Annotated in this window: 9 protein-coding genes; 5 read left to right on the forward strand and 4 right to left on the reverse strand. The window is 69.1% G+C overall.

All coding sequences use genetic code 11. The features are described from left to right. Window positions 1-48 precede the first annotated feature (48 nt). The gene (gene sucB, locus EV644_RS08225) at window positions 49-1,965 is read left to right on the forward strand and encodes a 2-oxoglutarate dehydrogenase, E2 component, dihydrolipoamide succinyltransferase (RefSeq protein ID WP_132187774.1); all 1,917 of its coding nucleotides are present in this window, start codon (window positions 49-51) and stop codon (window positions 1,963-1,965) included. A gap of 302 nt (window positions 1,966-2,267) precedes the next feature. Then, window positions 2,268-3,158, forward strand: a complete 891-nt coding sequence (locus EV644_RS08230; protein ID WP_132187773.1) for a TIGR01777 family oxidoreductase — start codon at window positions 2,268-2,270, stop codon at window positions 3,156-3,158. Between the two features lie 46 nt (window positions 3,159-3,204). Here the strand turns inward: EV644_RS08230 and EV644_RS08235 are convergent, their stop codons facing one another. Further along, on the reverse strand, window positions 3,205-5,070 hold the full coding sequence (locus EV644_RS08235; RefSeq protein WP_132333344.1) for a protein kinase domain-containing protein: 1,866 nt from the start codon (window positions 5,068-5,070) through the stop codon (window positions 3,205-3,207). Between EV644_RS08235 and lipB the strand changes: the two genes are divergently transcribed. Then, entirely contained in the window at window positions 4,984-5,703 is a 720-nt protein-coding gene (gene lipB / locus EV644_RS08240) for a lipoyl(octanoyl) transferase LipB (RefSeq protein ID WP_132187771.1), read from the forward strand. The two genes, EV644_RS08235 and lipB, sit on opposite strands and share 87 nt — an antisense overlap. 734 nt (window positions 5,704-6,437) lie before the next feature. After that, window positions 6,438-7,949 (forward strand): hypothetical protein, encoded by a 1,512-nt coding sequence (locus tag EV644_RS08245; RefSeq protein WP_132187770.1) that lies wholly within the window; start codon window positions 6,438-6,440, stop codon window positions 7,947-7,949. 69 nt (window positions 7,950-8,018) lie between these two features. Here EV644_RS08245 and EV644_RS08250 read toward each other — a convergent pair whose 3' ends face one another. The 3 genes from EV644_RS08250 to EV644_RS08260 all read right to left on the reverse strand — a co-directional run bounded on the left by EV644_RS08250 (window position 8,019) and on the right by EV644_RS08260 (window position 11,203). Beyond that, window positions 8,019-8,984, reverse strand: coding sequence for a LysR family transcriptional regulator (locus EV644_RS08250; protein ID WP_132187769.1), 966 nt, complete (start codon window positions 8,982-8,984; stop codon window positions 8,019-8,021). 108 nt (window positions 8,985-9,092) lie between these two features. Further along, on the reverse strand, window positions 9,093-10,325 hold the full coding sequence (locus EV644_RS08255; protein ID WP_132187768.1) for an ABC transporter permease: 1,233 nt from the start codon (window positions 10,323-10,325) through the stop codon (window positions 9,093-9,095). Continuing rightward, window positions 10,322-11,203 carry an ABC transporter ATP-binding protein gene (locus EV644_RS08260; RefSeq protein ID WP_132188322.1) on the reverse strand — a complete coding sequence of 294 codons (882 nt, stop codon included), beginning with the start codon at window positions 11,201-11,203 and terminating at the stop codon, window positions 10,322-10,324. The genes EV644_RS08255 and EV644_RS08260 overlap by 4 nt, the downstream gene beginning before the upstream one ends. Before the next feature lie 225 nt (window positions 11,204-11,428). On the opposite strand from EV644_RS08260, the gene EV644_RS08265 reads away from it, so the two are divergent. Next, entirely contained in the window at window positions 11,429-12,715 is a 1,287-nt protein-coding gene (locus tag EV644_RS08265; protein ID WP_132187767.1) for a hypothetical protein, read from the forward strand. Window positions 12,716-12,729 lie beyond the last annotated feature (14 nt).

Below are 12,729 nucleotides of genomic sequence, written 5' to 3' on the forward strand. Positions count from 1 at the left end.
CACCGTAGGCTGACACTCGACCGATCAGACGAAGGAGCAACGACCGTCATGCCGACCTCTGTATCCCTGCCGGCCCTCGGGGAGAGCGTCACCGAAGGAACCGTCACCCGCTGGCTCAAGCAGGTCGGTGACACGGTTGCCGTCGACGAGCCCCTGCTGGAGGTCTCGACCGACAAGGTCGACACCGAGATCCCCTCGCCCGTGGCCGGCACCCTGCTGGAGATCAAGGCCGCCGAGGACGAGACCGTCGAGGTCGGCGCCGAGCTCGCCGTGATCGGCGACGCCGGCGAAAGCTCCGGTACCCCGGACGCCGCTCCTGCTCAGGAGGCCCCTGCCGCCGAGGCTCCGGCCGCACCCGCCCAGGAGGCTCCGGCCGCTCAGGCTCCCGCTGCTCAGGCTCCGGCCGAGCAGGCCCCGGCCGCTCAGGCTCCCGCTGCTCAGGCTCCGGCCGAGCAGGCTCCGGCCGCAGGCCAGGCCACCTCCGGCACGTCGGTAACCCTGCCCGCGCTGGGTGAGAGCGTCACCGAGGGCACCGTCACCCGCTGGCTCAAGCAGGTCGGCGACGACGTAGCCGTCGACGAGCCGCTCCTCGAGGTCTCCACCGACAAGGTCGACACCGAGATCCCGTCGCCGGTCGCCGGCAAGCTGCTCGCGATCAAGGTCGCCGAGGACGAGACCGTCGAGGTCGGCGCCGAGCTGGCAATCGTCGGCTCCGGCGACGCAGCTCCCGCCGCCTCCGCCCCGGCCGCCGCTGCTCCGGCCGAGTCCGCCCCCGCTCCTGCTGAGGCTGCTCCGGCCTCCGCCCCCGCTCCCGCCGCGGCCCCCGCGGCCCAGGCTCCGGCTGCTGCTCCTGCCCCGCAGGCAGCTCCGGCTCAGGCACCGGCTGCTCAGGCCGCCGCCCAGGCCCCCGCGCCGCAGTCGGCCCAGCCCGCCGCGCAGGCTCCGGCCCCGCAGTCGGCACCGGCCCAGGCTCCTTCGGCCCCCGCACCTTCAGCTCCAGCCCCGGCCGCCTCGTCGAACGGCTCCTCCTCTGACGGCCCGAACTACGTGACCCCGCTGGTCCGCAAGCTGGCCGCCGAGCACCAGGTCGACCTCGGCGCAGTACAGGGCACCGGCGTGGGCGGCCGCATCCGCAAGCAGGACGTGATCGCCGCCGCCGAGGCCAAGAAGGCGGCCGCCGCTGCTGCTCCGGCGGCTTCGGCTCCAGCGGCGGCCTCGTCGGCTCCGGCCAAGGCCGCTCCGGCGATCAGCCCGCTGCGCGGTACCACCGAGAAGATGAGCCGGATCCGCAAGGCCATCGCCAACCACATGGTCAACTCGCTGCACGTCTCGGCGCAGCTGACCACCGTGGTCGAGGTGGACGTCACCGAGATCGCCAAGCTCCGGAACGCCAAGAAGGCCGAGTTCCAGGCCCGCGAGGGCGTCAAGCTGTCCTTCCTGCCGTTCTTCGCGCTGGCCGCGATCGACGCGCTGAAGCAGTACCCGAAGCTGAACGCATCGATCAACGACGAGGCCGGTGAGGTGACGTACCACGCCGCCGAGCACCTGGGCATCGCCGTCGACGCCGAGAAGGGCCTGATGGTCCCGGTCGTGCACAACGCCGGTGACCTGAACATCGCCGGCCTGGCGAAGAAGATCGCCGACCTCGCCGACCGCACCCGCAACAACAAGGTGCTGCCGGACGAGATGGCGGGCGGTACCTTCACCATCACCAACACCGGCAGCCGCGGCGCCCTCTTCGACACCCCGATCCTCAACCAGCCCCAGGTGGGCATGCTCGGCACCGGCGCGGTCGTCAAGCGCCCCGTCGTCATCACCCACCCGGAACTGGGTGAGACCATCGCCATCCGCCAGATGGTCTACCTGGCCCTGACCTACGACCACCGCCTGGTGGACGGCGCCGACGCCGCCCGCTACCTGACCGCGGTCAAGCAGCGCCTGGAAGAAGCCCAGTTCGACGTCTGATCACCCAGTGGCAGCCCGCACCATCGGCTGACCATCGCACCACCTCCGTCGCCGACCCGCCGCCTGAGCACCCCTCACGCGGCGGGTCGGCGCCTTTCCACCCAGCCAGCAACGTTGAGCGTCGATGGCAGCAACCAGAGCGAACCGGCGCCCCGCCTACATCGACGACGACTAACCCGGGTACCGGACCGCCGGGCGGCGAGTCACTCTGCACGGCGGGTTGCCCGGCGTGGCAGGCTCGACGCGTCGGCGACCTGGTGGCGGGTTGATGAACTCCGAGTCGATCCCGGGAGGATCTGACGATGAAGTACGTGCTGGCTGGTTCTTCCGGCTTCCTCGGCAAGTCCCTCGCGCGCGATCTGCTTGCCGACGGCCACCAGGTCGTCCGGCTCGTACGCCGCGCCCCGAGCCAGCCGAGCGAGGTCCGCTGGGACCCCGCCAAGGGCCAACTGGATCCAGCCGCTCTCGACGGAGCCGACGTCCTGATCAACGTCGCCGGCGCGAACATCGGCCGGCCGTGGACCCCGACGTACAAGAAGACAATCCGCGAGAGCAGAGTCAGCACCACCTCAACCCTGGCCGCCGCGGCCGCCCAGATGGAACGCCCACCCGTCTTCCTGACCCAGAGCGGAACCGGCGGCTACGGCAGGGACTGCGGCGATCAGATCCTCACCGAGGAGACCCCGCTCGGCGAAGGCTTCCTCTCCGACGTTGTCCGTCTCTGGGAAGGCGCCGCCGACCCGGCTCGCGAAGCCGGCTGCCGCGTCGCCACCCTCCGGACCGGCTTCGTCCTGGACAGCGCCGCCCCCTCCTTCCAACTCCTCTCCCTCCCCTTCCGCCTCGGCGTCGGCGGCCGGCTGGGTTCCGGCAAGCAGTTCTTCCCCGTCGTCTCCCTGACGGACTGGCTCCGAGCAGTCCGCCACGCGGCCGAGAACGACCAGGTCAGCGGCCCCGTGAACGTCGTCCTCCCCAATCCCGTCAGAAACAGCCAGTTCACCAAGGATCTGGCCGCCGCCCTCCACCGCCCGGCCTTCATCCCGATCCCCGCCATCGCCCTCACTACCGCACTCGGCGAATTCGCCTGGGAACTCATCGGCAGCAAACGAGCCCTCCCCACCACCCTCCAATCCACCGGCTTCACCTTCACCCACCCCACCTCCCCCGAAGCTCTAGCCTCCGCCCTCACCCGCTAGCCCCCACCACCACAAAGGTGGTCTGGTCGTTGGCTGGAGTTCTCGGTCACGTGGTGGTGATTGCTGAGATTCGCCAACTGGTGTTGGTGGCAGTGAGGGTTATTCGGCGGGTAGTTGGTGAACCAGCTGGGAGCGGTGTTCGTTGGCCGGAACCGGTCACAGCCGCTCCGGCGATCAGCCGGTCGACGATTCGGAGTACGACGGTCTCGTCGCCCGGGTGTTCGACGACGAGTGTTTCGATCTGCATGCGTAGGCCTTCCACGCGAACCTGCTGTTTCCGGTAGGAGGCAAGCAGAGATCGGTCGGACGACCACGGCGGACTACCGGGCACGTAGATCGCGTCGAGGCCAGCCGGATTCAAGGTGGAGAACGCTTGCGATCTGCGGCGGTCAAGGCTCTGCAGAGTCTGCAACCACCGCTTGCTGTCCTCAGCCGCCCGCGTGGAATTCCCCGGAGGCTCCCCCGGCTTGCCAGCAGTCGTGACCGGCCCCGGGCTCGCGCTCTCGCCCGGACTTGTTGCTGAGGAGCTCTGCTGGGTGCCTGCGGTTGTCGTCGACCCTGTTGCTGGTTGCCCCAGTACACCGACCGTTGCAAGACCAATGCCAAGCACGATGAGCGCAGCGACTCCGCAGGCCGCCAGGATTCCGTAAGCAGAACGCCTTGCCAGCAAGCCTTCTCGAACCCTCGCAACAGATCCATCCCGGTGAGCCCCCATCGTCCCCGTACTGCGAACGCGCGCAGCCCTCGTTCGCCGTGAGGAGCCGCCACGCGTGACCCCACGCACCACGCGGCCCATGGTGGTCCCCGGACCATCCACTCCCCCACGACCCACTACCCCTCGATCCCGGCCGGAGCCGGTGAGCCCAGCGCGGGCGGATCCCAGGCCAGGCGACCGCAGGCCGGCCAGCCGACGCCCGGCGGTGCCAGTCCTGGTAGAGCCAGAGCCGATGGAGCCAAGGCTCGTCGACTCGGGATTGGTGGTCGCCGGGCCGGTTGTCTCCGGGGAGGCGGTTGCCGGGGCGGCGGTTGCCTGGGCGGTCGACTCCGGGGTGGTGGTTGCCGGGTGGGGGGTGGTCGGGGTGAAGCCGAGGTCTATGGGGGTGGGTGGGGTCAGGGAGAGGAGGTGTTGGGCGATGTCGTCGCCGGGGGTGATGAAGAGGGTGGACGGGAAGAGTTTGGGGTCCGCTCCGGAATGGAGGGCTAGGGCGCCTAGGGCTTTGAGGTCGTCGGCTGGGGTGTTCTGGGAGGTCATGCGGAGGCCTGGGTCGGTTAGGACGGGGCGGCCGTCGGCGTCGAACATGATGTTGTCCGAGCTCAGGCGGGTGTGGGTTAGGTCGGCGCGATGCATTGCCGCCAGCCCTTGAGCGAGCGGGCTGATGAGGGTCACCAGTTCGTCCAAGGAAAGCGGTCCCCGTCGTTGGAGGAGGGCCGTCAGCGTGCCGGCGGCGACATACTGGCTGAAGAGGAGCCATTCTCGGTCGGTCTGGCGTACTTCGAGCAGGCGGGCCACGTGTGGATGGTCGATGCCCCGGGCGCGGGCCAGGTCGTCGCGGAAGTCATTGGGCGAAGGGACAGCGGACTTGGGGATGCGTTTGAGCACAGCGTGCCGGCCGGAGGCGAGGTCCCGGACCAGCCAGACGGCGCCGACCGATCCGGACCCGAGCCCACGGCGCAAGCTGTAGCCGGCGATGTCTTCGAGTGCCATGCCCAAGAGAGTGCACGAATCGGTGTCGCGGCCGCCGAAGTTATCCACAGCAAGCGGCCGGATCGGCGTCCTGTGGACGGGGGCGAACGGCGCCGCGGCGGTCCGCATACACTCGAAGGCGTGAGGGCTATCAACTATGTGGAGGCCGGCTTCGGCGCCGACGCGGTCGACTACGAGCAGGCGTGGGCCGAGCAGCGCCGCCTGCACGCGGAAGTTGCCGAGGGCACCGGATCCGACACGGTCATCCTGCTCGAGCACCCGCCGGTCTACACGGCCGGCAAGCGCACCGAGCCGCACGAGCGGCCGATGGACGGTACGCCGGTGGTCGACGTCGACCGGGGCGGCAAGATCACCTGGCACGGCCCGGGCCAACTGGTCGGCTACCCGATCGTGAAATTGGCCTCACACGTGTACGTCGTGGACTACGTTCGCAGGCTCGAGGAAGCCCTGATCGCGGTGTGTGCCGAGCTCGGCGTTCGGACCGGACGGGTGAAGGGGCGCAGTGGCGTCTGGGTTCCCGCGGACGAACGCGGGCGCGAGCGGAAGATCGCGGCGATCGGGATCCGGGTGGCGCAGGGCGTCACCATGCACGGGTTCGCGCTGAACTGCGACAACGACCTTGCCTGGTTCGACCGGATCGTCCCGTGCGGCATCTCCGACGCCGACGTCACCACGCTCTCCAAGGAGCTGGGGCGCGACGTCCCGATCGCCGAAGTCCTCGAACCGGTACGCCGGAACCTGGACAAGCTGCTCGCCTGGGAAGAGTACGAGCGCACCCCTGACCTGGACCACGAGGACGACCCGACCCCAGCAGGCATCACCTACGGCCTGACCGTCTGACGGCCCACCGGCGAACAACCGCCGCCCGACGTTGCGGGTGAGCCTCCGGACGACCACCTGACGTCGGAGGTGACCTGCCGTCGACCACCTGGGGATGGCGGTGACCTGCGGTCGACCATCCGGCGACGGCGGTGACCTGTGGACGCCTTCTGCTGGCGGAGGCGGTTCAGCGCGAGGCGGGTGGCGCCATACCTGTCGGCGGAGGTGGACCGCGTCCGCCGCTCCGCCTGGCCCGCGTCCCCGCCGTCTCTTTGGCGATCTCCAGACCAGCATGCGTTCTTGACGAGCCTTATTGGAATTGCTCGCCGGGGCCCGACGGAGCTCCAACGAGATGCTCCGTCGGCAGAGCCCTGCCCGGGAGGTTGGAGGGCTGGTCCGTCGAGGCTGGCATTTGCGTCTGCATGGAACAAACCCGGCGCGAAGGGGAGCACGCTGGTGCGGGATGGCGCCCTCCCACCACCCCGCAGTACGGCGGGGTGGTGCGCGCAGTGCCCGGGGTAGTGCGAGATGGTGCCGGCAAAGCCCGCAGCACTGCGAGGTGTTTGGTATTCATGCCGGTGGGCGGGAGATTCGCGGGACTGCCGTGTGTGACTGGGGTGGTGCGGGGAGTGCGCGGGGTGGGGTGGTGTGGGTGTGTTGCTGGGGGATCACGTGGGGATACGCGCGGGGTTAGACGTAAAGATTGCGCGAAGTGTCGGCGGGGTGCGGAGAGGAAACGTCGCTACGGTGGGGATGTGTCCAAATTTCTCGGCTTCCTCCTTGGCATCGCCGTAGCGCTCGCCGGGCCTGCGATGTTCGGCGTCCTCGCGGCGGACGGCGGTGTCAAGCTGAACGCGAAGGAGATGGCGCTTGCCTATGGCATCGGGGCGCTGATCTTCTGGACCGTGGTGTCGTACTTCTCGGGTGCCGCGGCGCTCGGTGCGGCGCTGACCTTCGGCGCGATGGTCTACACCGTGCACTGGATCCCCAACCGGATGACGAACTTCCTGAACGACGTCCCGGGTGTGACGACCGGGATGATCGACGGGATCAAGCAGTACACGCTGAACGGTGTGGTGCCGATCCTCGCGGTGATCTCGTTGGTCTTCGGGATCCAGCTGATCGTCCAGGCGGTGCAGCGCCGGCGGCGTGATCGCGCCGAGGCAGACCGGCTCCAGCGCGAGCAGGAACTGGCGCAGGCACAGGAGGCGGACGTGACCGGGGAGTATCCGGTTGCCGGGGGCGACTATCAGCCTGCCGCGGACACCCGGTTCGGCAACAACTTCGGGAACAGCAACTACGACGACCTGTTCGACGAGGACCCGGCACCGTACCCGCCGCGGAACCAGGCGGACGAGCAGACCGCGCAATTCGCCACGTCGGGCGTCGACCACGACGCGGTGGACGAGGGGCGGGACGACACCTCGGAGTACCGCCGCGCGGGCGAAGAGACGGAGGCCGGGGACAGCGCCGACGAGACCGTGCTCGTGCCGACGGATCGCGACGAGACCGTGACCGTTCCCGCCGCCGAATCTCGCGACGAGGCAACGAGCAAGCCGGACGAGCCGAACAAGACAGCCGAGGAGGACGTGACGGTCCAAGAAGCTGACCGTCAGGCGACTGCCGACAACGAGACTGTTGCTGAGGGCACCGGAAGCGCTGACGACGAGACCCAGGTCGCGCCCGCTCCCGCCTCGGCCGCGCAAGCAGCATCCTCACCGTCCCCGCCGGCACCCGCCTCCCCCAGCGCAGGCTCACCCGCACCCGCTGCGCCCACGCCTGCTGCTGCGGCCTCCCCGGTTGCACCGGCATCCCGTGTACCGAGCACCCCTGCACAGCCCGACGTACCGCAGGCTTCGCAGCCCGACGTACCTCGGGCTGCGCAACCCGAGGTGCCGAAGGCCGCCGCGCCGGAGGTTCCGACGGCAGCCCAGCCCGAGGCGCCGAAGGCCGCGGCACCGGAGCCGGCCGCGCACCCCGAGCCCAAGGCCGCGACGCCGGAGGTACCGGCGGCCTCCGCTCCTGAGCATGAAGCCCCGAAGGCCGCCGCAGCGCCGCAGTACGACGTGGCGGCGACCGGGCAGCGGCCGGTGCGCAATGAGCAGATGGGGCAGCAGTACCGGGAGCGGATGGACGGGCCGGATGTCGACGACACCGGCGAGTTCCACGTGGGAGCGTTCGAGAATCCTCCGGTTTCCGAGGCGGCGCGACCGCAGGGCCCGCGGATCATGGACATGCCAGGGCAGTTCCGCCCGGCCGGCGCCTGACCCCCGAATCACAGCCGAAGCACACACAGAAGGCCGGCACCCCCGAGGGAGCCGGCCTTCTGTGTGAGTTCAGGCGACGTGCATGCGCTGGTGCTGGCCCCAGCGGGCGTGTTCGGCGAAGGCCTCGTCGTAGGCGCGGATCGCCATCTGGCAGACGTCCGGCGCCATCTGCGCGCGCGGTGACTCGGTGCTCCAGGCAAGCATCAGGCGCCGGTGGATCGGGTCGCCGACCAGCGGCCGGGTCGTCACGTCGCTGGAGAGCATCCGGTACGACGTGGGCGAGATCAGCGCGACGCCCTGGCCACTGGTGACGAAGCCCATCAGCACGGAGGTATCCACCGAGTGGTGCTCGACCTTCGGGGCGAATCCAGCCTCTTCGCAGGCGGCGCGGAAGAGCACGTGGAAACCGCTGTCGTCCGGTGGTTCGCCGATCCACTCCTCGTCGGACAGATCGGCCAGGTCGATCTCGGCGCGGTGCCTGGTCGAGACCGCCAGCGGGTGATCCGCCGCCATCACGACGTAGGCGCTCTCGGACTCCACGATCGTGCACGCGTCGACCCCGGTCGGAAGCCGCAGCTCGAAGCCGGGGAACTCCCGCAGCAGGGCGAAGTCGAGCCGGCCGCTCCCCAGCTGCTGGAGCAGCACGCTGGTGGCCCACTCGACCTCGATGCTGACCTGCTCGATGTCGCCGTGGTCGCGCAGCCGGCCGGCGATCCCCGACATCGGTGCCGTCGGGAACCCGCCGAGCCGGACCGCGCTCGACTCCACCGCGGTCATCGCCGACACCGTCGCGGACAGATGATCGACGTCGACGAGGATCGCCCGCGCCCGGTCCACGGCGTACCGGCCCAGCGGTGTGGGGGTGACTCCGGTGCGGGAGCGCTCGAACAGCTCACCGCCGAACGCCGACTCGATCCGTTTCAGCTGCGCGGTCAGGCTCGGCTGGCTGACCTTCAGCCAGCGGGCGGCCCGTCCGACGGACCCCGCTTCTGCCACCAGGACCACCACCCGCAGGTGGCGCAGCTCGACGTTCATGCGTTGTGACCGTAGTCGAGTTGCCGTCCCCACACACAGTTGTCGCGTATTGCGGTTTTGTCACAGACTACAAAATTCCTGTAACGCTCGCGATCCTGTGACGATAAGTCAGGACGCCTTGATCGCAATCGCCTCTCGGTAACCGAGCCGGCGGCCGGTCTGCAGCAGCGTCCGCTCGTACAGGCGCGCCCCGAGGCGCACGATCAGGACCGTTGCCACCAGCAGTACCAGGATGGCGAGCAACGGCTGCCAGACCGGCACGTTCTCGGTCAGCATCCGGCCCGGCATCGCCATCGACGACGCGATCGGGATGAACGACGCAACCGTCTTGGCCTCCGCCCCGGCGAACACCGAGAAGAAGAACGGGATCATCAGGATCATCTGACCGGGCAGGGTGGTCGAGCCGAGATCCTCCTGCCGGGTGGCCAGCGAACCCGCCACCGCCCACAACCCCGCGAGCGCGACGAACCCGAGCACGAAGAACACCACGAACCAGCCTGCCACCGGCGCGATCACCTCGAGGATGTCGGCTCGATCCGTTGCCAGCAGCCCGATCAACGAGGCCGCCGCGATCACCACGATCTGCGAGAGCGCGAGCACGGTGTTGCCGATCACCTTGCCCCACAGCAGCGCCCGGATGGGCACCGCGGCGGCGAGGATCTCGACGACCCGGCTCTCCTTCTCCTGGACGACGCTCTGCGCGATCATCATGCCGAAGCCCAGCGCCGTCATGTAGAAGACCAGCGCGAGGCCGATGTTGACGAAGTCCGCCACGATCTCGGGCAGCGGTCCCGGATTGAGCAGCCGCTCCTGCACCTGCGTGTTCGCCCGCAACTGCTCCGGCGTCAACCCTGCCTGGGCTGCGTTCTGCTCCATCCCCAGGTTGACCGCCGCCTCGCGCAGGCTGTTCTGCAGGTCCGTGTCGACCCGGTCGTCGCCGAGTACGACGTACCCGTTGTCGCCCGGCAGCAGCGCGGCCTTGACGTCGCCGTCGACCACCATCCGCTCGGCCGCGGCCGGATCCTCCGCGCGGGTGACCTCGTAGCTTTCGCCGCCCTTGATCGCGTCGGCCGTCTGGACGACCTTGGCGCCGGCGTCGTTCAGTACCGCGATCTTGTCCGGGTTGTTGTTGCCCGCGATCAGCGCGGGAATGATCACCGCCGCCATCACGATGATCAGCATGAACGCGGTCGACCCGATGAAGGTCTTGTCCCGCAGCTTGGTGCTGATCTCGCGCTGCGCCACCAGCTGCCACGGGTGCCGGAGGGTCTCCTTGCGCGGGGTCGCCTTGCGCGGCGTCGCTTGTTCCTGGTTCGCCTTGTTCTGGGTCTGGGTACTCATCGGGTCGCCTCCCGGAAGACGTCGCTCAACGCCACGCGCTCGGGCCCGAACTCGAGCACCGCCCCGCGGCTGAGAGCCTGCTGCAGAATCTGTTGCTCCTGGCCCGCGACCTCCACGTCGAACAGCGCGGTCGCGCCGGCCACGTCCCGCACCTTGATGCCCGCGACGTCACGCAGCCAGCCGGCGTCGCCGTCCACCACCATCCGGTACGTCGCTGTCGGCCCGGCGGCGAGTTCCGCAACGGAGCCGGCGGCAACGACCTTGCCCCGGGAGAGCACCACAAGGTCGTCGCACAGGCGCTCGACCAGCTCGAGCTGATGGCTGGAGAAGAGCACCGGGACCTCCGGCGTGACCTCCTCGCGGAGCAGGTCCACCATCGCGTCGACGGCGAGCGGGTCGAGTCCGCTGAACGGCTCGTCCAGCACCAGCGCGATCGGCTCGTGCACGAGGGCGGCGGCGATCTGGACGCGCTGCTGGTTGCCCAGCGACAGCGTCTCCAGCACGTCCCCCGCTCGCTCCGCCAGGCCCAGCCGGCCGAGGATCTTGTCGGTCCGCTCGGCGGCCCGGGTCGAGTCCATCCCGTGCAAGCGCCCGAAGAACACCAGCTGGTCGCGGATCTTCATCTTCGGGTACAGCCCTCGCTCCTCCGGCATGTAGCCGAAGTCGCGCCTGAGCTCCTGGGTCAGGCGAGCCCCGTTCCACCGCGCCTCGCCACTGGTCGCGGCCAGCACGCCGAGGATGATCCGCATCGTCGTCGTCTTACCGGCGCCGTTCGCCCCCACGAACCCGGTCATCCGACCCGGTACGACGTCGAAACTCACGTCATCCAAGGCAAGGTGATCACCGAACCGCCGGGTCAACCCAGCCACGCTCAGCATCCCGTTCACCGATCCTCTACTGCTCCGGCCCCCTGACCGGGCCTACGCCCAGCCACTCCCGTCAGGAAGTGACTCCCACGCTAGTCAGCACCCACCCCACCGCACGTCGCCCAGCAGAGTGATCACCCAGGTCATCCCCAGGGCGGACCACCACCCCGACCGGTCGATCCCGGGACACTCTCGGAGTGGCCGCCAAGCGACACCGGCTCGCCATACGGTTGGCAGGTGAAATCCGTCCGCGCGATTCTGCGTGCCGCCCACCGCCTGTTGACCGATGAGAACGTCGACCTCTGGCTGCTGACCCTCACGGCCGCTGTCTTCACGGTGCTGGGCATCGTCGATGTCGCCGGCATGAACGTGCTGAGCGCCGCCATCCTCGCCCTGCTGGCCGCGCTGGCGTTTGCTCAGATCAAGTCCCGCAAGCTGGTCGCCGAGATCGCGACGGCCGGCGCGGCCTCCCGCGAAGTACTGCTGCGCGAATTCCCGGAGGACCTGACCAGGCAGCGAGCCGAAGCGAACGACATTCTCCTCATCGGGATCGCCATGGCTCGGACGATCCAGGGCTCCCGCGACGACTTCTACCGGGCGCTGACTCGCGGCGCCAGGCTCCGCGTGCTCCTGCTGGACCCGACTGACGAGCAGTTGGTTCGCCAGGGAACCCTGGTTCGTCCCCCTGGACGTACGGCGCTGCTGTCCCAGCGCATCAGGACCACGCTGGAGGAACTGGACGAGCTACAAGCCAGTACCGGCGGAGATCTGGAGATCCGGGTGGCGCAGTTCGTGCCGCCTCTCGGCGTGAACCTGTTACGCGGTACGAAGTCGGCCAGCATCACCATCCAGCACGCTGAGCATCATCCCGCCGGCGAGCCCGGACCGATCATGCGATTCGACGAATCCGCCGGCGGCTGGTTCAGCTTCTATGAGCGGCAGGCCGAGCGACTCTGGGTCGCGGGTACGCCGTGGCCGCCAACCCACCAGCAGCGACTCGACGCGATCGCCCGGCCCAGCTTCGTCGATTCGTTCGGGCCCGAACTCCTCACGTCGATGGAGTCCGCGAAGGATCTGTTCATCACCGGCGTCGCCCGCACGACGTTGCTGACCGAGAACTACACGAGATTCGAGAAGTGGCTCCAGCGCGGCTGCAAGATCCGGTTCCTCCTCATCGAACCCAGCTCGCCGGCGGTCGGCATCGCCGCCGGGCGGTACTACGCCGAGCGGTCCCAGGACACGGCCAAAGCTCGCATCGAGCAATCCCTGCGCTTACTGGCCGAACTGGCAGTGGCCACCGGCGGCTCCCTTGAAGTCCGCCTCACCGCGCATCCGATAGCTACCGGCGTGATCGCCGTCGATGCTCCAGAGATCCAGCGCGGACCGACATCAGCGATCTTCGTGGAGTACTACACCTGCCAGGCTGAAGGCGAACCGAAGTTCGTTCTCCAGCCCACGGATCCGTGGTTCGACCAGTTCCTCGCCGAGGCGGAGCGTGTGTGGATCGGCGCCCAGCGGGCGTAGCCCCAAACGTTGTC

Origin of the sequence: Kribbella orskensis, assembly GCF_004342085.1 — a bacterium.
GTDB classification, from domain to species: Bacteria; Actinomycetota; Actinomycetes; order Propionibacteriales; family Kribbellaceae; genus Kribbella; species Kribbella orskensis.